The sequence below is a fragment of the Kluyvera sp. EC_51 genome (genome assembly GCF_019584505.1).
GTDB lineage: Bacteria > Pseudomonadota > Gammaproteobacteria > Enterobacterales > Enterobacteriaceae > Kluyvera > Kluyvera sichuanensis.
Window position 1 is genome coordinate 47147 of record NZ_VDAG01000013.1, and the last position, 20361, is coordinate 67507.

The 20361-nt window shown below is 58.0% G+C and carries 14 protein-coding genes and 1 pseudogene; 11 read left to right on the top strand and 4 right to left on the bottom strand.

The features are described 5' to 3' along the window. The first annotated feature begins 16 nt into the window (after positions 1-16). The 5 genes from mdtN to FHC49_RS04830 all read left to right on the top strand — a co-directional run bounded on the left by mdtN (position 17) and on the right by FHC49_RS04830 (position 7671). Positions 17-1048 (top strand): multidrug transporter subunit MdtN, encoded by a 1032-nt coding sequence (gene mdtN / locus FHC49_RS04810; protein ID WP_185668479.1) that lies wholly within the window; start codon positions 17-19, stop codon positions 1046-1048. Then, the gene (mdtO, locus tag FHC49_RS04815; protein ID WP_220438980.1) at positions 1048-3003 is read left to right on the top strand and encodes a multidrug efflux transporter permease subunit MdtO; all 1956 of its coding nucleotides are present in this window, start codon (positions 1048-1050) and stop codon (positions 3001-3003) included. Before mdtN ends, mdtO begins: the two co-directional genes overlap by 1 nt. Further along, the gene (locus FHC49_RS04820) at positions 3000-4454 is read left to right on the top strand and encodes an MdtP family multidrug efflux transporter outer membrane subunit (protein WP_255581133.1); all 1455 of its coding nucleotides are present in this window, start codon (positions 3000-3002) and stop codon (positions 4452-4454) included. The genes mdtO and FHC49_RS04820 overlap by 4 nt, the downstream gene beginning before the upstream one ends. A gap of 287 nt (positions 4455-4741) precedes the next feature. Then, complete coding sequence (gene fdhF, locus FHC49_RS04825) at positions 4742-6889, top strand: formate dehydrogenase subunit alpha (RefSeq protein ID WP_220438982.1); 2148 nt, start codon at positions 4742-4744, stop codon at positions 6887-6889. A 92-nt stretch (positions 6890-6981) separates the two neighbouring features. Then, positions 6982-7671 carry a tetratricopeptide repeat protein gene (locus FHC49_RS04830; RefSeq protein WP_185668476.1) on the top strand — a complete coding sequence of 230 codons (690 nt, stop codon included), beginning with the start codon at positions 6982-6984 and terminating at the stop codon, positions 7669-7671. 127 nt (positions 7672-7798) lie between these two features. Here the strand turns inward: FHC49_RS04830 and gltP are convergent, their stop codons facing one another. Then, the gene (gene gltP / locus FHC49_RS04835; protein ID WP_185668475.1) at positions 7799-9112 is read right to left on the bottom strand and encodes a glutamate/aspartate:proton symporter GltP; all 1314 of its coding nucleotides are present in this window, start codon (positions 9110-9112) and stop codon (positions 7799-7801) included. Between the two features lie 414 nt (positions 9113-9526). Between gltP and acs the strand changes: the two genes are divergently transcribed. From acs to actP, 3 genes are all read left to right on the top strand, one after another. Then, a complete protein-coding gene (gene acs, locus FHC49_RS04840) occupies positions 9527-11485 on the top strand; it encodes an acetate--CoA ligase (protein ID WP_220438984.1) in 1959 nt (652 codons plus the stop codon). Between the two features lie 172 nt (positions 11486-11657). Further along, positions 11658-11972 carry a DUF485 domain-containing protein gene (locus FHC49_RS04845; protein WP_106928512.1) on the top strand — a complete coding sequence of 105 codons (315 nt, stop codon included), beginning with the start codon at positions 11658-11660 and terminating at the stop codon, positions 11970-11972. Continuing rightward, a complete protein-coding gene (gene actP, locus FHC49_RS04850) occupies positions 11969-13618 on the top strand; it encodes a cation/acetate symporter ActP (RefSeq protein ID WP_185668473.1) in 1650 nt (549 codons plus the stop codon). Before FHC49_RS04845 ends, actP begins: the two co-directional genes overlap by 4 nt. Positions 13619-13825: 207 nt before the next feature. On the opposite strand, the gene FHC49_RS04855 is transcribed toward actP, so the two are convergent. After that, positions 13826-15391, bottom strand: coding sequence for a hypothetical protein (locus FHC49_RS04855; RefSeq protein ID WP_220438986.1), 1566 nt, complete (start codon positions 15389-15391; stop codon positions 13826-13828). Between the two features lie 47 nt (positions 15392-15438). On the opposite strand from FHC49_RS04855, the gene FHC49_RS04860 reads away from it, so the two are divergent. After that, positions 15439-16734, top strand: coding sequence for a Gfo/Idh/MocA family protein (locus FHC49_RS04860; protein ID WP_220438988.1), 1296 nt, complete (start codon positions 15439-15441; stop codon positions 16732-16734). A 109-nt stretch (positions 16735-16843) separates the two neighbouring features. Then, positions 16844-18127 (top strand): ABC transporter substrate-binding protein, encoded by a 1284-nt coding sequence (locus tag FHC49_RS04865; RefSeq protein WP_370631752.1) that lies wholly within the window; start codon positions 16844-16846, stop codon positions 18125-18127. Positions 18128-18212: 85 nt separating this feature from the next. Here FHC49_RS04865 and FHC49_RS04870 read toward each other — a convergent pair whose 3' ends face one another. Together FHC49_RS04870 and FHC49_RS04875 are read right to left on the bottom strand one after the other, a co-directional pair. Further along, positions 18213-18902 (bottom strand): LrgB family protein, encoded by a 690-nt coding sequence (locus FHC49_RS04870; RefSeq protein WP_220438991.1) that lies wholly within the window; start codon positions 18900-18902, stop codon positions 18213-18215. Continuing rightward, a pseudogene (locus FHC49_RS04875) lies at positions 18895-19305 on the bottom strand (CidA/LrgA family protein). The gene FHC49_RS04870 and the pseudogene FHC49_RS04875 overlap by 8 nt, the downstream one beginning before the upstream one ends. A gap of 102 nt (positions 19306-19407) precedes the next feature. Between FHC49_RS04875 and FHC49_RS04880 the strand changes: the two are divergent. After that, positions 19408-20292: a LysR family transcriptional regulator gene (locus tag FHC49_RS04880; RefSeq protein ID WP_185668467.1), complete on the top strand. Its 885-nt coding sequence runs from the start codon at positions 19408-19410 to the stop codon at positions 20290-20292. The last annotated feature ends 69 nt before the right edge of the window (positions 20293-20361 follow it).

Sequence of the window (20361 nt, forward strand, 5' to 3'; positions counted from 1 at the left end):
ACATTGAGATGCGCTCATGGAAAGCTCGCAGAATAAAACTCTTCGCAACAAAATACCGGCCCTGGCGCTGACGCTGCTCGCATTAATTGTCCTGATCTGGGTTATCTGGCGTATTGATAGCGCGCCTTCAACTAACGATGCCTATGCCGCTGCCGACACTATCGACGTGGTCCCGGAAGTGAGCGGGCGCATTATTGAGCTGGCGGTGCACGATAACCAGCAGGTCAAGCAGGGCGATCTGCTTTTCCGCATCGACCCTCGCCCTTATGAGGCCAATCTGGCAAAGGCCGAAGCCTCACTGGCGGCGCTGGATAAACAGATCATGCTGACCCAGCGCAGCGTCGATGCGCAAAAATTTGCGGCGGGCTCCGTTGAGGCTTCCGTCGGCAAAGCGCGCGCAGCGGCTAAACTCGCCAGCGACACGCTGCGCCGCACCGAACCGCTGCTATCGCAGGGTTTTGTCTCGGCGGAAGACGTTGACCGTGCGCGCACCGCGCAGCGCGCCAGCGAAGCCGATCTCAACGCCGTGCTGCTGCAGGCGCAGCAGGCCGCCAGCGCCGTCAGCGGCGTGGATGCGCTGGTCGCCCAGCGTGTGGCAGTAGAAGCGGATATCGCGCTGACTAAACTGCACCTCGAGATGGCCACCGTGCGCGCGCCGTTCGACGGCCGCGTGGTATCGCTGAAAACCTCCATCGGGCAGTTCGCCTCCGCCATGCGCCCTATTTTCACCCTCATCGACACCCGCCACTGGTACGTGATTGCCAACTTCCGTGAAACCGAGCTAAGCAACATCCACGCGGGTTCCCCCGCCACCCTGCGCCTGATGAGCGACAGCGGCAAAACGTTTACTGGCAAGGTAGATTCCATTGGCTTCGGCGTGCTGCCAGACGACGGCGGCATCGTGCTCGGCGGCCTGCCGCGCGTCTCCCGCTCCATCAACTGGGTGCGCGTGGCCCAGCGCTTCCCGGTGAAAATCATGGTCGATAACCCGGACGCTGACATGTTCCGCATCGGCGCGTCGGCGGTTGCCAGCCTTGAGTCACAATAATGAACGCGCTCCATTACCTGCCGCTGCCGCTGGTCAGGCTGCTGGCGTTTTTCCATAAGGAGCTGAGCGAGCGTCGTCCCGGCCGGTTGTCGCAGACGCTTCAGCTGTGGATTGGCTGCCTGCTGGTCGTGCTTATCTCGATGACCTTCGAAATCCCGTTTCTCGCCGTTTCGCTAGCGGTGCTGTTCTATGGCATTCAATCGAACGCGTTTTACACCAAATTCGTGGCGATACTGTTTGTCGTCGCCACGGTGCTGGAGATTGGCAGCCTGTTTCTGATCTACAAATGGGCCTACGGCTACCCGCTGGTCCGCCTTATCATCGCCAGCCTGATCCTGCTGGGCTGCATGTTTATGATGCGCACCCATCGGCTAGGGCTGGTCTTCTTCGCGGTGGCTATCGTCGCCATTTACGGTCAGAGCTTTCCCGGCATGCTCGACTATCCCGAAGTGGTGATGCGCTTGACGCTATGGTGCATTGTGGTGGGCCTTTACCCTACGCTACTGATGGTGCTGATGGGCGTGTTGTGGTTCCCCAGCCGTGCCGGAAGCCAGATGCGCGAAGCGCTCTGCGCCCGGCTGGATGACGCCCTCAAACGGCTGGCAGGCGAAGGCGCACCGCGGGCGGAAACCGACGTCGAGCGGGAAATTCTGGCGCTGCAAAAGCTGAATGTTTTCTGTATGGCCGATGATGCTGGCTGGAAAACACACTGCGCCTGGTGGCAAAACGGCGTCAATACCGTGAGCTATCTGTACAGCACGCTGAACCGCTACGATGCCGCCACTGCCGCGCCAGCCCCGGCGTTCGTCGCACGGCTGAGGGCGGAAATCCTCTCACTGCGGCAGTCAATCACCGAAGGTAAACCGTGGCAAAGCGCATGGCAGCTCAGCGCCGAGGAACGCGCAGCGGCAAAGGCCTGCGGGCTGGAGAATCTCTGCGAGCAGCTGCGCCAGCTTGGCCTGATGGACCCCAACACGCCGCCATCGCCCGCCGTCAAAGCGCCGTCATTCGTCGCGGATGCCTTTACCAACCCGGCCTACCTGCGTTATGCCCTCAAAACGCTGCTGGCCTGCCTGATCTGCTTTATCTTCTATTCCGGCGTCGACTGGGAAGGCATTCACACCTGTATGCTGACCTGCATTATTGTCGCCAACCCCAGCATCGGCTCTTCCTACCAGAAAATGGCGCTGCGCTTCGGCGGCGCGCTGGCCGGTGCACTGCTGGCGCTGCTGGTGACGATCGCCATTATGCCGTGGCTGGACGACATCGTTGAACTGCTCGCCCTACTGGCGCCTATCTTCCTGTTTGGCGCCTGGATAGCGACCGGATCGGAACGATCGTCCTATATTGGCACCCAGATGATCGTCACCTTCGCCCTCGCCACGATCGAGAACGTTTATGGACCGGCCTACGATCTGGCGGAGATCCGCGATCGCGCCGTCGGGATCCTGATTGGCACCGCCGTCTCCGCCGTTATCTACACCTTTATCTGGCCGGAAAGTGAAGCCGTCCCTCTGCGGCACAAGCTGGCCGGCGCCCTCGGCATGCTCGGCAAACTGCTGCGCCTTCCGCAGCAATCCCCGGCAACGCAGCGTGACTATCTCAAGCTGCGCATTGGCTGCCACGCGGCCTTTAATGCCTGTGAGGAGATGGGCGAGCGCGTGGCGCTGGAACCCCATCAAGCCACCCATCTTGCTCACTGTCAGAGCGTGATTCGTTCGGGCCGCGAGATCCTCTACGCCTGGGATGGTGCTGAGGCACCGGAACCGGCGCTTGCCGAAGCGCTGGAGCAGTATGCCGCCGCGCTGGCGCAGGGTATCGCCTCCGCTCCCCCGCTCTCACCGCAGCAGAGCGAACCCGCACAGCGCGTCGCGCAGCAAATAGCCCGTTTACCCGATTGGACCTCCCCGGCCGAACGCGCCGGGGAACAGGCGCAAGGAGCCACCCCATCATGACCCGAACCCTTTTTCGCATCCTGCTGTGTAGCCTGTTGAGCAGCACCGCTACGCTCTCCGGCTGCGCGCTGATCCGCAGCGATTCCGCCCCCCATTCACAGCTGCAGCCGGGGCAGATAACGCTGGCTGACGATATCCATCTCGCCAGCCAGGGCTGGCCGCAGGCACAGTGGTGGCGGCAGTTTAATGACCCACAGCTCACGGCGCTGATTGAAAAAACGCTGACCGGATCGCACACGCTGGCCGAAGCCCGGCTACGCGAAGAGAAAGCGCAGTCGCAGGCCGATTTACTCGAGGCCGGGTCGCGGCTACAGATGGCGGCGCTGGGGATGGTTAACCGTCAGCGCGCGTCGGCCAACGGCTTCCTCGGCCCCTACGCCCTGGACGCGCCGCGCTTGGGCATGGACGGCCCTTACTACACCGAAGCGACCGTCGGCCTGGTGGCCGGGTTGGATTTCGATCTATGGGGCGTACACCGCTCTGCCGTCTCGGCGGCCATTGGCGCGCAAAACGCTGCGCTGGCCGAAACGGCGGCGGTAGAACTGGCGCTGTCGACCGGCGTGGCGCAGCTTTATTACAGCATTCAGGCGAGCTACCAGATGCTCGACCTGCTGCAGCAAACCCACGACGTCATTGACTACGCGGTGCGAGCGCACCAGAGCAAGGTCGCGCAGGGGCTGGAGGCGAAAGTGCCTTATCACGGCGCGCGCGCGCAGATGCTGGCAGTGGATAAGCAGATAGCCGCCGTCAAAGGGCAAATCAAAGAGACTCGCGAATCGCTGCGGGCGCTGATGGGCTCAGAGGCGAACGGGTTGACGGAGATAAAACCAGCGGCGCTGCCGCAGGTGCAGGTGGGTATCCCGCCGATGCTCTCTTACGATCTGCTCGCGCGCCGCCCGGATTTGCAGGCCATGCGCTGGTACGTGCAGGCCTCGCTCGATCAGGTGGAGGCCGCGCGGGCGCTGTTCTACCCAAGCTTCGATCTCAAGGTCTTCTTCGGGCTGGACGCCATCCATATTGACGAGCTGTTCAAGAGCACCAGCCGGCAGATTAACGTCATCCCCGGCCTGCGTCTGCCGCTGTTCGACGGCGGGCGATTGAACGCCAACCTGAAAAACGCGCGCGCGGGCAGCAATATGCTGATTGAGCGCTACAACCAGTCGGTCCTTAACGCCGTTCGCGACGTGGCGATCGGCGGTACGCGTCTGCAAACGCTGAACGATGAGCGCACAATGCAGGCCGAACGCGTCGATGCCACCCGCTACAGCCAAAGCGCCGCCGAAGCCGCCTTCAGCCGTGGGCTCGGCAGCCGACTGCAGGCCACCGAAGCGCGCCTGCCGGTGCTGGCGGAAGAGATGTCGCTGCTGATGCTCGACACCCAGCGCGTAGTGCAGGGGATTCAGCTGATTAAAACGCTGGGCGGCGGTTATCAGGCCGCGCCGGTTAAGTAGGCCGGAACCGCCCCGGCATCGCGTTGCTCGACCGGGCGACGAGTGCCCATATCAGGTAGCCCGGACGAGGCGCGCCAGCGCCGACTCCGGGATCGGTTCTCCTCCCAACAACGTCACCCGTTTTTCCCTTCGACACGTCAAATATGACGACAGCCTGTTTTTCGTCAGCGTTTTGTCCAAAAATCAGCCGTATTATCAGGGAATGCCCAAAATAAAAAAGTGGCATAAAAGATGCATACTGAGGGCGACAGCGCGTATGCGCGATTTGATTAACTGGAGCGAGACCGATGAAAAAAGTCGTCACGGTTTGCCCGTATTGCGCATCAGGTTGCAAAATCAACCTGGTGGTCGATAACGGAAAAATCGTCCGGGCAGAGGCGGCTCAGGGGAAAACCAACCAGGGTACCCTGTGTCTGAAAGGCTATTATGGCTGGGATTTTATTAACGATACCCAGATCCTGACGCCACGCCTGAAAACCCCAATGATCCGTCGCCAACGTGGCGGCAAACTGGAATCCGTCTCCTGGGACGAAGCGCTGAATTACGTGGCCGATCGCCTGAGCGCGATCAAAGCGAAATACGGCCCGGATGCCATTCAGACTACCGGTTCCTCACGCGGAACGGGTAACGAAACAAACTACGTCATGCAAAAATTTGCGCGTGCGGCGATTGGTACTAACAACGTCGACTGCTGCGCACGCGTCTGACACGGCCCTTCGGTTGCAGGTCTGCACCAATCGGTCGGTAACGGCGCAATGAGCAATGCCATCAACGAAATTGATGACACTGACTTAGTCTTTATCTTCGGGTACAACCCGGCTGATTCCCACCCTATCGTGGCGAATCACGTGATTAACGCCAAACGTAAAGGGGCGAAAATCATCGTCTGCGATCCGCGCAAAATTGAAACCGCGCGCATTGCCGATATGCATATCGCGTTGAAAAACGGCTCGAATATCGCGCTGCTCAACGCCATAGGTCATGTCATTATTGAAGAAAACCTGTACGACAAAGCGTTCGTCGCCAGCCGTACCGAAGGTTTTGAAGAGTACAGCAAGATTGTCGAAGGCTATACGCCGGAGTCCGTCGAAGCGATTACTGGCGTCAGCGCGCAGGAAATTCGTCAGTGTGCGCGTATGTATGCCGGTGCAAAAAGCGCGGCCATCCTGTGGGGCATGGGTGTTACCCAGTTCTATCAGGGCGTGGAAACCGTCCGTTCGCTGACCAGCCTCGCCATGCTGACCGGTAACCTCGGTAAGCCAAGCGTGGGCGTGAACCCGGTTCGCGGTCAGAACAACGTTCAGGGTGCCTGCGATATGGGCGCACTGCCGGATACCTATCCGGGCTATCAGTACGTGAACAATCCGGCTAACCGCGAGAAATTCGCCAAAGCCTGGGGCGTAGAAAGCCTGCCAGCACATACCGGCTATCGCATCAGCGAACTGCCGCACCGTGCCGGGCATGGCGAAGTTCGCGCCGCGTACATTATGGGTGAAGATCCATTACAGACCGACGCAGAGCTCTCCGCGGTACGTAAAGGCTTCGAAGATCTGGAACTGGTTATCGTCCAGGATATCTTCATGACCAAAACCGCTGCTGCCGCAGACGTCATCCTGCCGTCTACGTCATGGGGCGAGCATGAAGGCGTCTTCTCGGCCGCTGACCGTGGTTTCCAGCGCTTCTATAAAGCCGTTGAGCCTAAGTGGGATCTGAAAACCGACTGGCAGATTATCAGTGAAATCGCGACCCGCATGGGCTATCCGATGCACTACAACAACACCCAGGAAATCTGGGATGAGTTGCGTAATCTGTGCCCGGATTTCTACGGTGCCACCTACGAGAAAATGGGCGAGCTGGGCTATATCCAGTGGCCTTGCCGTGATACCGGCGATGCCGATCAGGGGACGTCTTACCTCTTTAAAGAGAAGTTCGACACCCCGAACGGTATGGCGCAGTTCTTCACCTGCGACTGGGTAGCGCCAATCGACAAGCTGACCGAAGAGTATCCGATGGTACTGTCGACGGTGCGCGAAGTCGGCCACTACTCTTGCCGTTCGATGACCGGTAACTGTGCGGCGCTGGCAGCACTGGCGGATGAACCGGGCTATGCCCAGATCAACACCGCTGATGCGGCGCGTTTAGGCATTGAAGATGAAGCGCTAGTGTGGGTGAACTCCCGCAAAGGCCGCGTCATCACCCGTGCCGCAGTGAGCGATCGTCCGAACAAAGGCGCGATTTACATGACCTACCAGTGGTGGATTGGGGCCTGTAATGAGCTGGTAACCGAGAACTTAAGCCCGATTACCAAAACGCCTGAGTATAAATACTGCGCCGTGAACGTTGAGCCGATTGCCGACCAGCGTGCCGCTGAGCAGTATGTTATTGATGAGTATACGAAGCTGAAGGCCGGACTGCGCGAAAGCGCAATGGGCTAAGCGGACTCGTTTCAACGCCCCCATTCGGGGGCGTTTTTTTATCCTGCCAATCTCTTTATACTGCCCCCTTCCTCGACTACCTACATAATAAGATGACACGACTTTTTGCATTATTATGGTTATGCCTGACGGCGCTGTCAGCGTACGCCGACGAGCCGGGCAGCCAATACCTGAAAGCCGCCGAAGCGGGAGACGCACGGGCGCAATACTATCTGGCCGATACCTGGTTTAGCTCCGGCGACCTGAGTAAAGCTGAATTCTGGGCACAAAAATCCGCCGACAGCGGCGATGCCGATGCCTGCGCCCTGCTGGCGCAGATTAAAATCACTAACCCGGTAAGCCTCGACTATACCGAAGCCAAAGCGCTGGCCGAGAAAGCCGTCAAGGCGGGCAGCCGTGCCGGTGAAGTGATCCTGGCGCGTATTCTTATCAACAGCCAGGCGGGGCAAACCGACTACCCGCGGGCGATTACGCTACTCCAGCAGGCATCAATGAACGCCGAGAGCGATTTCGCGGTGGATGCGCAGATGCTGCTGGGGCTGATTTACGCCAACGGCGTGGGCGTGAAGGAAGATGACGAAAAGGCGACGGACTACTTCAAAAACAGTTCCGCACTCTCTCGCACCGGCTATGCCGAGTACTGGGCCGGGATGATGTTCCTGAGCGGCGAGAAAGGGTTTATCCCGCAGAACAAACAGAAAGCATTGCAGTGGTTGAACCTGAGTTGCACGGAAGGGTTTGATACCGGGTGCGAAGAGTTTGATAAGGTGAGTGCGGAGTAGTTTTTTCCCGGGGTCGCATGCGCTCGCCCGGGCTACGTTACTGTAGCCCGGCCAAGCGAAGCGCCGCCGGGATCTGCACCGTCCCCAAAAACAATAATGCCGGGCAAGCCCGGCATTATTGTTCTATTTATTGATCGGCAGTTTTATCAAACTTGCCGAGCATCTCGCGCTCATACGCCAGCGCTTTCTTGCGGTCAAACTTGTGCTCCCACTTGGCGATAACCAGCACCGCCAGCGCGTTACCCACCACGTTCAGCGCGGTACGCGCCATGTCGAGAATACGGTCAACGCCGGCAATAAATGCCAGACCTTCCAGCGGAATACCGACACTGCCCAGCGTCGCCAGCAGTACCACGAAGGAGACACCCGGCACGCCCGCAATCCCTTTTGAGGTCACCATCAGCGTCAGCACCAGCACGATTTCCTGCCAGATGGAGAGGTCGATACCGTACAGCTGCGCGATAAAGATAGCCGCGATGCTTTGGTACAGCGTGGAACCATCAAGGTTAAACGAGTAACCGGTCGGCACCACGAAGCTGGTGATAGAAGCCGGTGCGCCGTAGGCTTCCATCTTCTCGATAATGCGCGGCAGCACGCTCTCGGAGCTGGCGGTGGAGTATGCCAGAATCAGCTCGTCTTTCAGGATACGAATCAGGATCCAGATGCTCAGCCCGCAGATACGCGCCACGATGCCCAGCACCACCAGCGCGAAGAACAGGATAGCGAAATGCACCAGCAGCACCAGCTTCGCCAGCGGCCACAGCGAGGCGAAACCGAAGTTCGCCACCGTCACGGCGATCAGCGCGAATACACCAACCGGCGCGTAGCGCATCACCATGTGGGTGACTTTGAACATGGTTTCAGAGATCGAACGGAACACCGTAACCAGCGGTTCGCGGTGGGTGGCAGGCAGCGAGGAGAGCCCCAGACCAAACAGCACCGAGAAGAAGATAATCGGCAGCATGTCGCCTTTCGCCATCGAGGCGATGATATTGGTTGGCACCAACGACAGGATGGTGCCCATCAGACCATGCGCATGGCTTTGCACTTCGGCGGTGGTGCTTTGGTATTTCGAAATGTCCACCGTCGCCAGCTGTGACATGTCGATCCCTGATCCAGGCTGGAAGACATTCGCCATGGTAATACCGATAATAATCGCTACCGTGGTGATCACTTCGAAATAGATGATGGTTTTTGCGCCAATTCGTCCTAACTGTTTTGCATCGCCGACGCCGGCTATTCCCACGATCAGCGTAGAAATAACGATCGGCACCACAATCATTTTAATCAGGTGGATGAATATATCGCCAGCAGGTGATAACAGATTCATAACCAGCCAGTCGCGGCTATCGCTATGATAATGCAGGTAACTACCGAGAATAATACCCAGCACCAGGGCAATCAGAATTTGCCAGGCCAGGCTGATTCGAGCTTTTTTCATAACTGCAGACTTCCTCAATGAAAAATACCATGCCAAACCGGAATGGTATCCATTTGAAAGGGGGTGATTTGTGTTGCGTTTACTTTTAGAGGTTTTTAACGCGCATTATCAGTATCATCTGCACGGTGTCTCGCGCAACCCTTTCAGAACAGGGCTTTTCACTGCCTAAATCCATATTACCGCTGATTTCTACCAGTAATTATTTATAAGCTTTTGTTATAAAAAAAGAAAAAATCGGTATTTTTCTATAAATCCCCCTGCGGAATTATTTTTGTTCAAAGAATCAAATGAACGTTATTTGAACAATTCCAATATTGCGTGATCTGCCGCGCAAATAGTAAACAAAGCGTCTTCTCCCTCTGTCATTAACTTTTATGAGACATATTATTAACATCTTACAAGGAGAAAAAAAGCATGAGCCAAATTCACAAACACTCTATTCCTGCAAATATTGCAGAACGCTGCCTGATAAACCCGGAGCAATACCAGACCAAATATCACCAGTCTGTCACCAACCCGGATGCGTTCTGGGGTGAAGAGGGAAAAATCCTCGACTGGATGCAGCCTTACACCAAAGTTAAAAACACCTCCTTTGCCCCTGGCAACGTCTCCATCAAATGGTACGAAGACGGCACCCTGAACCTGGCAGCAAACTGCCTGGACCGTCATCTGGAGACCCGTGGCGACCAGACCGCCATCATCTGGGAAGGCGACGATGCCTCCCAAAGCAAACACATTACCTACCGCGAACTGCACCGCGACGTGTGTCGCTTCGCCAACACCCTGCTGTCGCTGGGCGTGAAAAAGGGCGACGTGGTGGCTATCTATATGCCGATGGTGCCGGAAGCGGCGGTGGCGATGCTGGCCTGCGCCCGTATCGGTGCCATCCACTCCGTTATCTTTGGCGGCTTCTCACCGGAAGCGGTTGCCGGTCGTATCATCGACTCCAACTCTCGTCTGGTGATCACCTCTGACGAAGGCGTTCGCGCTGGGCGCAACGTACCACTGAAGAAAAACGTCGACGACGCGCTGAAAAACCCGAACGTCAAAACCATCGAAAACGTGGTGGTGCTCAAGCGCACCGGCGGCAATATCGACTGGCATGAAGGCCGCGACCTGTGGTGGCACGACCTGATGGAAACCGCCAGCGACCAGCATCAGCCTGCCGAGATGAACGCCGAGGATCCGCTGTTTATCCTCTATACCTCCGGTTCCACCGGTAAGCCGAAAGGCGTGCTGCACACTACCGGCGGTTACCTGGTGTACGCCGCAACGACCTTTAAATATGTCTTCGACTACCATCAGGGCGACATCTACTGGTGTACCGCCGACGTGGGCTGGGTCACCGGTCATAGTTATCTGCTGTACGGCCCGCTGGCTTGCGGCGCGACGACGCTGATGTTCGAAGGCGTGCCAAACTGGCCTACCCCGGCGCGTATGTGCCAGGTGGTGGACAAGCATAAGGTCAACATTCTCTATACCGCACCGACGGCGATTCGTGCACTGATGGCGGAAGGCGATAAAGCCACTGCGGGAACCGACCGCTCTTCCCTGCGCATTCTGGGTTCCGTCGGCGAACCGATTAACCCGGAAGCCTGGGAGTGGTACTGGAAGCAGATCGGCAACGAAAAATGCCCGGTGATGGACACCTGGTGGCAGACCGAAACCGGCGGCTTTATGATCACCCCGCTGCCGGGTGCTATCGAGCTGAAGGCCGGCTCCGCCAGCCGTCCATTCTTCGGCGTGCAGCCTGCGCTGGTTGATAACGAAGGCCATCCGCAGGAAGGGGCGACCGAGGGTAACCTGGTGATTACCGACTCCTGGCCGGGCCAGGCGCGTACCCTGTTCGGCGACCATGAGCGCTTTGAGCAGACCTACTTCTCCACCTTCAAAAACATGTACTTCAGCGGCGACGGCGCGCGTCGTGATGAAGATGGTTACTACTGGATCACCGGCCGCGTCGATGACGTGCTGAACGTCTCCGGCCACCGCTTAGGAACCGCAGAAATCGAATCGGCGCTGGTTTCGCATCCGAAAATTGCCGAAGCCGCCGTCGTTGGTATTCCGCACAACATTAAAGGCCAGGCGATTTACGCCTACGTCACGCTGAACCACGGCGAAGAGCCGACGCCAGCGCTGTATACCGAGGTGCGCAACTGGGTCCGTAAAGAGATTGGCCCATTGGCAACCCCGGACGTGCTGCACTGGACCGACTCGCTGCCAAAAACCCGTTCAGGCAAGATCATGCGCCGTATTCTGCGCAAGATCGCCGCTGGCGACACCAGCAACCTGGGCGATACCTCTACGCTCGCCGATCCGGGCGTGGTGGACAAACTGCTGGAAGAGAAGCAGGCCATCACGATGCCGTCATAAGGGCAGACTTCCCCCTCTCCTGTTCACCGGGAGAGGGTCGGGGTGAGGGTGCACCGCCGTACACCGCCCCTCGCCCGATCCTTTTTCCGTTCGGAGAAAGGAACAGTACGGTGTTCTGGTTCTGATTTGCACAACAAAAAACACTACGTAAAAAACCTCTGGAGACTCTGTGATGAATGATCAAATTTGTCAGCAGATAGAAGATAGTGCGCATTTCAGGGAGCTCGTCGAAAAACGGCAACGGTTTGCCACCTTCTTATCGCTGATCATGTTAGTGGTGTACGTCGGTTTTATTTTACTCATCGCTTTTGCCCCTGGCTGGCTTGGCACGCCGCTACATCCGGGCACCAGCGTCACGCGCGGCATCCCGATTGGGATCGGCATTATCGTCATTTCCTTCTTGTTGACCGGCGTCTACGTCTGGCGGGCCAACAATGAATTCGATCGCCTGAACAAGGCCGTACTGCGTGAGGTAAAAGCATCATGAAGAAAGTCCTGACGGCGCTGGCCGCCACACTTCCTTTCGCAGCCAACGCGGCCGATGCGATTAGCGGACACGTTGAGCGCCAGCCGACCAACTGGCAGGCGATTATCATGTTCCTGATTTTCGTCATGCTGACGCTGTACATCACCTACTGGGCCTCAAAGCGCGTACGTTCACGCAGCGATTACTACACCGCTGGCGGCAACATCACCGGTTTCCAGAACGGGCTGGCGATTGCCGGTGACTTTATGTCAGCGGCCTCGTTCCTCGGTATCTCCGCACTGGTGTACACCTCCGGCTACGACGGGCTGATCTACTCGCTCGGCTTCCTCGTCGGCTGGCCAATCATTCTGTTCCTGATTGCCGAACGCCTGCGTAACCTCGGCCGCTACACCTTTGCCGACGTCGCCTCGTACCGACTGAAGCAGGGGCCAATCCGTATGCTCTCCGCCTGCGGCTCATTGGTGGTAGTCGCGCTGTACCTGATCGCCCAGATGGTCGGTGCCGGTAAGCTTATCGAACTGCTGTTCGGCCTCAACTACCACGTCGCCGTGGTGCTGGTTGGCGTGCTGATGGTGATGTACGTACTGTTCGGCGGTATGCTCGCCACCACGTGGGTACAAATCATCAAAGCGGTACTGCTGCTGTTCGGCGCCAGCTTCATGGCCTTTATGGTGATGAAACACGTCGGCTTTAGCTTCAACAACCTGTTCACCGAAGCGATGGCGGTACACCCGAAAGGCGCGGCCATCATGAGCCCTGGCGGGCTGGTGAAAGATCCGATATCGGCGCTGTCGTTGGGTCTCGGCCTGATGTTTGGTACTGCGGGCCTGCCGCATATCCTGATGCGTTTCTTCACCGTCAGCGACGCCAGCGAAGCGCGTAAGAGCGTGTTCTACGCGACCGGCTTTATGGGCTACTTCTACATCCTGACCTTTATCATCGGCTTCGGCGCGATCATGCTGGTCGGGGCGAACCCGGCGTTTAAAGACGCGGCGGGCGCGCTGATTGGCGGCAACAACATGGCGGCGGTTCACCTGGCCGATGCCGTGGGCGGTAACCTGTTCCTCGGCTTTATCTCTGCGGTCGCCTTCGCCACCATTCTGGCGGTGGTCGCCGGCCTGACGCTGGCCGGAGCTTCGGCGGTTTCTCACGACCTGTACGCCAACGTCTTTAAGAAAGGCGCGACCGAACGTGAAGAGCTGAAGGTCTCAAAAATCACCGTGCTGGTGCTGGGCGTGGTAGCGATTCTGCTAGGCATTCTGTTCGAGAACCAGAACATCGCGTTCATGGTGGGCCTGGCGTTCTCCATCGCGGCAAGCTGCAACTTCCCAATCATCCTGCTCTCCATGTACTGGTCAAGACTGACCACTCGTGGCGCCATGATTGGTGGCTGGCTGGGCCTGCTGACGGCGGTGGTACTGATGATCCTTGGCCCAACCATTTGGGTGACGATCCTCGGCCACGAGAAGGCTATCTTCCCGTATGAGTATCCGGCGCTGTTCTCTATTGCCATCGCCTTTATCGGTATCTGGTTCTTCTCTGCCACCGATAACTCCGAAGAAGGTAATCGTGAACGCGAGCAGTTCCGCGCGCAGTTCATCCGTTCGCAGACCGGTCTGGGCATCGACCAGGGCCGCGCACACTAAAATCCCCTCCCCGGCCGCCTGGTCGGGGATCACATTTTTTCCCCCTTTAGGTGACGTTTATCACGTCGCTAAAACGAAAAAAGCCGATGCGCATCACAAGCTTTATCTGCGATTCGCAAAGGCCATCACACTTTTCCCGTTTTCACGCCAATCCCCGGTTTTACCTCTACGACGTTTACAGACAACGCTCGCCGCGCTTTTTATTCTTTACTCAAGGCTTCTGGCAAAGCGGGTTAAGCGCTCCGGGCTTAACAGCAGCGGCAAGAACAGCGGGCCGCTGGCGGGCGGGTTCACCAGCCAACGTTCCAGCGTATCGGCATAACGAAGTAGCTGCTGTTGGTGCTTTTGCAGCGTGTCGGCGGGCAGGCTTTGCGGGCCATAGTGATCCAGCCACAGGGCGTCGGTCACCGCCGCCGCGACGGGAGAGAACATCTGGCTGTAGATTTCCGCGCTACGCCAGGCGGCTAGCAGCACCTCCAGCGTGTCGTCCGGGCAGGTAATTCGCGGCATCAGCTCCCGCAGATTTTGCACCGTGCGGGTCGCGAGGAAGCAGGCGGCCTCTTTCTCCAGCGTCACCCGCTCGCGCTGTTCTTTGCCAAGCGCCGGGTCGTCAGTCGGCATTAAGGGCTGCCAGGCGTGCATCCAGTTGGCGCTGCGGGTGTCCATATGCAGCAACTGCTGCGCCTGAGAGAGGCTCTCCGGGATCTGGCTTTGGTAGTGCAACCGCCGCCCGAGGAAGTTCGGCGTTTTACACAGCCAGTCGTAGCTGGCGTGGACGATGGCAGAGAGCTGATGTTTATCCTGCGTCGAGCGAAAGCCAAGCTGCTGATGCGCGGCCCAGCGTTCGAAGGCTGATGGCGCAGAGTCGTCAACCTGGTTGGCGGCAGACAGCCCAAAGAGATTAATCGCGTTGGCCGAGTCCATAACCCGGCTATCGGGCAGCCACTGCCAGCTCACGCGAGAGGTAATGGCCTCAATTTCGTTTTCGGCGGCGCTCAGCGCCCAGCTCAGGCGGCCGCTAATTTCATCGGCCAGATAGCACGGCAGCGCGGTCCAGCCGTAGCCTGTACCGAAAAGATCGTACTCGATCCATTTTTTATGCCCCGGCAGCGTCGCAATGTGCGGGTGGTTGGCAAAACCGGGATGATAGTCCAGTTCGGTGGCTTTGATAGAGGCGCGAACGTCGTCCGAGAGCCGAGCAAGAATGTTGGAAAGCTGCTGGCGCGGCCAGCTGTCATCAATAAAGTCGCGCAGCACCAGCTTTTTCCCCTGGGCGCGCAGCAGGCTCCAGACATCGTGCAGGCTCTGCTGCCAGCGAGCGGTCTGAAAGTCCGGGGTGGTCAGGCTCAGAATCATGCCGCTGAGATGTGGCAACGACGGCAATAGCGGATGCAGTATCGCGGCATAAAACTGCTGCCAGAAATCCGGCGCGCTTCTTTCGTCGAAGGTCAGTTCGGGAAATTTACGCTTAATAATGTCGTCATTAGGCGCCGCTTCCCCCTGTAACCAGAACGAAAGGTTATTTTCCGCCAGATAACGGTCAACGCGTTTTAAATACTGCAACGCGTAATGCTGCTGATGAATAAGGTTCTCGACGTGGAGTTTCGGACTCAACGGCGAGGGCGTCGCAAGAATGGAAAGCAGTTCCTGTTGGTGCAGGATGATGCCGGTGAAACCGTGCTGTTTCGCGCTTTTAACGCCCTGAATAAACCAGGGCCAGTGCCAGATAAAAGTGCTGTTCAGCTCCATCAATTGATGCGGAATACGTTTCATTGCGTCGCCTTGCTGATTTTGGTGTTGATATATTAATCGAGGATGTCATGAAAAAATATGCGTTGGTCGGGACTGGAGGTCGTGCAGGTTTATATATTTCCGCTATTGGTGGAACCTGGCGTAATAACGCCAAAATGGTCGCCTTTTGCGACACCAACCAGACGCGAATGAATTACGCCAATACGCTGCTGCAAAAAGAGGGAGCCGAGCCGGTATCTACCTGGAAAGCGGCGCAGTTTGAAGAGATGATCCGCGAAACCCGCCCGGACATCGTCATCGTCACCACCATGGACCGCACCCACGACGACTATATCGTTCGGGCGCTGCACGCGGGCTGCGATGTGATCACCGAAAAACCGATGACCATCGACGAGAAGCGCGCGCTGCGTATTCTGGACGCCATCGAAGAGACCGGGCACACCGTGCGTGTGGCCTTCAACTATCGCTATGCGCCGCACCACAGCAAGGTACGCGAGCTGCTGATGCAGGGCGTGATTGGCAACGTCACCTCCGTTCACTTCGAGTGGCTGCTCAATACTGAGCACGGCGCGGACTATTTCCGCCGCTGGCACCGCGAAAAACGCAACAGCGGCGGCCTGCTGGTACATAAATCGACCCACCACTTCGACCTGATGAACTTCTGGCTGGCAAGCTATCCGGAGCGCGTGTACGCCGAAGGCAGCCTGCAGTTCTACGGCAAAGAGAACGCCGAGAAGCGCGGCGTCAGCCGGTTCTACCCGCGCACCCACGGCTTTGCCGAAGCGAAGGACGACCCGTTCGCGCTGAATATGGCGGACAACGAACAGCTGAAAGCGCTGTATCTGGACGCCGAGCACGAAGATAACTACTTCCGCGACCAGAGCGTGTTCAGCGACGGCATCACCATCGAAGACACCATGTCGGTGCTGGTGAAATACCAGAACCAGGTGCAGCTCACCTACTCGCTGAACGCCTATCTGCCGTGGGAAGGGCTGAACGTGGTGTTTAACGGCACCGAAGGCCGTCTGGAGATGAAGATCGTCGAGAAATCCTACGTCAACGCCGGTGGCAAACGCGAAAACGAAGGCAGCCTGGAGCAGTGTGATATCACCGTCTTCCCGATGTTTGCCGAGCCGTGGAAAGCGGAATTTAACCTCGGTGAAGGCGGCCACGGCGGCGGCGATAACGCCATGCTGGCGGACCTGTTCGGCGAGCCGGGCAACGACCCGCTGCAGCGCGCCGCCGACCACCGCGCGGGGGCGATGTCTATCCTCACCGGTATTGCGGGCAACATTTCGATGCAGCAGCAGCGCCCGGTGAACTTTAAGGAGTTTGAACTGGTTTCCCGTCTGACAAAACGTTAAGCCGCATGCTTTCCGGCGCGGCAGGGAGGCTGCGCCGGAGTGACTGGTCAGTATTTTGCTGTTACTCACCTGTTTAATAACGCTATTAATGCCTCTATCCTGGAGACAAATAATGAATAAACTCGTTTCAGGTGTCATCGCATCGCTGTTATTTTCCTGTACCTCTGCCTGGGCGCAACAGCCCGTTGAATTACGCATGTCGTGGTGGGGTGGCAATAGCCGCCACCAGGCGACGCTGAAAGCGCTGGAAGCCTTCGAGAAAAAGTATCCTGATATTAAAGTGAAGGCCGAGTACACCGGCTGGGATGGGCACCTCTCACGCCTGACCACCCAGATGGCCAGCGGCACCGAGCCAGACGTGATGCAGACCAACTGGCCGTGGCTGATCATCTTCTCCAAAAATGGCGAAGGCTATTACGACCTCAATAAGCTCAAGGGCGAGCTTGATTTCAGCCAGTATCAGGCCAAAGATTTGCAGTCCACCACCGTCAAAGGCAAGCTCAACGGTCTGCCTATCTCAGTCAACGCGCCGGTCTTTTACTATAACGATGTGACCTGGCAAAAAGCCGGGCTGGCCTATCCTAAAACCTGGGACGAGTTCTTTGCCGCCGGGAAGGTATTCCAGCAGAAACTGGGCAACAACTACTATCCGTACACCATGGTCGATCAGGACGTGATTCTGCTGCTCAACGCCTACATGATGCAGAAACACCAGAAACCGATGTTTAACAGCGACGGTAAGTTTGCCTGGGATGAGGCGCAGTGGATTGAGGCCTTCAACTTTGTGAAGCGGCTGAGCGATGACCACGTGCTGCCGTCACCGAAAACGCTCTCCGCCTACGGCAAGGGCAATCTGTATGAGATGAAGCCATGGATTAACGGCGAATGGGGCGGTCTGTTCACCTGGAACATCACCATCCGGATGTTTGCCAACAACATGACGCCACCGGCGAAACTGGTGCTCGGCGACTACGTGATGCAGTCGGGAACGGACGAGTCCGGCGTCTACTTTAAAACGTCGCAGATGTTCTCGGTGGCGAAGTCGACCAAACATCCGAAAGAGGCGGCGATATTGCTGAACTTCCTGGTCAGCGACCCGCAGTCGGTGGAGGCATTGGGGCTGGAGCGCGGTATTCCGCTGAACAAGGCGGCAGAAACGCTGCTGACCGAAAAAGGGGAGATTGATCCGAATGACCCGGTCGTCGCCGGGTTGCGCCAGGCGCAGTCGCTGCACACCACCGCTGTCGCCACGCCGTATATTGAGGATTTGCAGGTTATCGATCAGTTTACCTCGGCCCGCGAGAAACTGGACCTCGGTAAGCAGACGACTGCAGAGGTAGTCGCCGATTTCCGCCAGCAGGTGGAGCGCATTGTGCGGCGGTTGAATCGCTAGTTTTGCCTGATGGCGCGTCGCTTATCAGGCCTACGGGATTGCGCCCTTGTAGGCCGGGTAAGCGCAGCGCCACCCGGCAGCAGCATCAGAACATTATCCAGCCCACTAACGGCGCCACCAGCACCATCACCACGCCGGACAGCATCATCACCAGGCTCGCCACCACGCCTTCCTGCGGCCCCAGCTCATAGGAGCGCGCCGTCCCGGCACCGTGCGATGCCGCGCCGAAGCCCGCGCCTTTTGCCATCCCTTCACGAATGGATAAACGCAGGAACAGCACGTCACCAATCGCCATACCGAATACGCCGGTCACCACCACAAACAGCGCCACCAGCTCAGGCTGGCCGCCGAGGGATTTCGCCGCCGCCAGGGCAAACGGCGTGGTGATGGAGCGCACCGCCAGGCTACGCTGGATTTCATCCGGCAGCGTAAACAGCCGCGCCAGCCACACCGAACTGGTCACCGCGACTACCGTCGCCGTGATCACCCCCGCCGACAGCGACATCCAGTGGCGTTTGATGATCGCCAGGTTGTCGTACACCGGCACCGCAAACGCAATGGTCGCCGGGCCGAGCAGCCACAGCAGCCAGTGCGCTTCGCCCATGTAGTTCTGATAGGAGATATGGCCGAACACCAGCATCAGCACCAATAACACCGGGGTCAGCACCAGCGGCATCAGCGGCAGCTTGCGAAAGCGGCGATAGAGGCGTTTGTTGGCAAAGTAGAGCACCAGCGTAATCACCAGGCACAGCACGCTCAGCTGAAAGTTACTCATGGCGCATCCGCTTCAGTTCGTAGCGATAAACCTTATCGACCACCCATGCGGTCGCCGCCAGCACCATCATCGTGCTCAGCGCAATCACCACAAAAATCCGCCAGCCGTCGACCATCAGCAGTTGGGCATAGTTCACCACCGCCACCACTGCCGGCACAAAGAACAGCAGCATTTCCGCCAGCAGCCAGCGCGACCCGGCGCGAACCCATTTCAGCGGCACGATATGGCAGACAATCAGCGCCAACAGCAGCACCATACCCACCAGATTAGCGGGCAGCGGCAGATGCTACCGGTTCACCAGATAGTCAGCAAACACAAACAGACCTGCGTACAGCACAACCTGTACCGGAACCTGAAGACGGTTTAAAACGGAGGGCACAACGCGCCCTAAGGCCTCAGCCATGGAGGGATGTCCAGAAAAAATGAGAGAGGCACAGTATAGTGAGGCAACGATGATGACAAAAATGAATTAAACTCATCGGTAGCATAGTTAAGAGGCATAATCATGGACATCAGAACGCTGCGCTACTTTGTCGAAGTCGTTCGTCAGCAGAGCTTTACCCGCGCGGCGGAGAAGCTCTTCGTGACGCAACCCACCATCAGTAAGATGCTCAAAAATCTGGAAGACGAGCTAAACTGCACCCTGCTTATTCGCGATGGCCGCAAGTTGTTGATGACCGATACCGGGCAGGTGGTGTTCGATCGCGGGCTGGCTATCCTCGACGAATTTCGCCAGCTGGAAGCCGAACTTAGCGACATTAACCATCTCAACAAAGGCGTGCTGCGCCTCGGTATTCCACCGATGGTTGGCATGCTGATGGCCGGGCCGATTAGCCTGTTTCGCCAGCGCTATCCCGGCGTGGAGCTGAAAATTTCCGAAGGCGGCGGCCTGACCGTGCAGCAGGCGGTAATGAACGGCGAGCTGGATCTGGCGATGACGGCGCTGCCGGTGGAAGAAGAAAGCGCACTCACTACCCGGCTCTTGTTCAGCCACCCCCTTTGCGTACTGGTGCCGCGCTCCGGCGACTGGCTGGAACAGACCTCGGTTTCACCACAGCAGCTCGCCGCCCACCCTCTGCTTATCTACAACGAAGATTTCGCCCTTAGCCGCCAGCTGATGCAGCTGTTTGCGCGTCACAACGTCAAGCCGCGCATTGCGGTGCGAAGCGGACAGTGGGATTTTCTCGCCGCGATGGTCCAGGCGGGCGTTGGCGTGGCGATTCTGCCTGAGCCGATTTGCCGCAGGCTTGATGAGAAAACCCTGCGCTGGCTGCCGCTGGAGAGCGATCTGCGCTGGCAGTTAGGGATGATTTGGCGGGAAGGGGTCTATTTGTCTCACAGCGCCCAGGCGTGGCTGAAGTGTTGCGAGGGGTTTAAGGTGCCGGAGTAGATATGGTGCCATCCCCGGGGTCGGCGTAAACGCCTCGCCCGGGCTACGATATATCACCGTAGCCGGGGC